The sequence below is a fragment of the Actinobacillus minor NM305 genome, from assembly GCF_000175195.1.
GTDB lineage: Bacteria > Pseudomonadota > Gammaproteobacteria > Enterobacterales > Pasteurellaceae > Haemophilus_A > Haemophilus_A minor.
Map to the genome: position 1 here is coordinate 1 of NZ_ACQL01000019.1, position 669 is coordinate 669.

1 protein-coding gene is annotated in these 669 nt (G+C 43.5%); it reads right to left on the reverse strand.

Annotated elements, in window-relative coordinates; genetic code table 11:
* Positions 1-99: 99 nt before the first annotated feature.
* The gene (locus AM305_RS00565) at positions 100-387 is read right to left on the reverse strand and encodes an addiction module antidote protein (protein ID WP_005822069.1); all 288 of its coding nucleotides are present in this window, start codon (positions 385-387) and stop codon (positions 100-102) included.
* Between the last annotated feature and the right edge of the window lie 282 nt (positions 388-669).

The window sequence follows — 669 nt, forward strand, 5'->3', positions numbered from 1 at the left end:
TCCCTCCGCCTTCGGCACCTCCCTCCGTGAACGGAGGGAGGGAATTATAAGCGGCAATTTCGGCAGAGAGAGGGGTAAGCGCCTTTGGCGCTGAAAGCATTAATTGGAATGCATTGCGTACTGAGGTTTGAGATTAAGTGCTTGCATAATTCGCATGACGGTATCAAAACGAGGTTTCGAACCATTGGTAAGCGCCTTGTAAATGCTCTCTCGTGCTAGCCCCGTTTTTTGGGCGATTTCGGCAATCCCTTTCGCACGGGCAACATCGCCTAGGGCAATAATAAAATCATTGCTATCGCCTGTCTCAGCAATTTCAGTAAGATATGCCGCAATGGCTTCATCACTATCAAGATACTTCACAATATCAAAACGATGAGTTTGGATCATGTGGTTGCTCCTTTTTTTGTTGTTTTAATTGAGCGAATAATAATTTCGCTTTTTCAATATCAGATTGTTGGGTGCTTTTATCGCCCCCATTCATCAAAAATAAGAGTGGTTTCAATGATGTACATTTTGCCTCCTTTAGGTGCCATTGTAATCATTTGGCTACAAAATGCAATGAGAGATTTTGATGATGAGTTTACGAAATAATGTAAACGATGTCTTTGGGTTCGAGTGTAAACGATGTTATCAGGTTGTACCTTCTCCCCCTCCGTTTACGGAGGGGGG

Excerpts from the sequence above, each read along its gene's own strand:
- AM305_RS00565 (WP_005822069.1), bottom strand. The coding sequence starts at position 387 with ATGATCCAAACTCATCGTTTTGATATTGTGAAGTATCTTGATAGTGAT.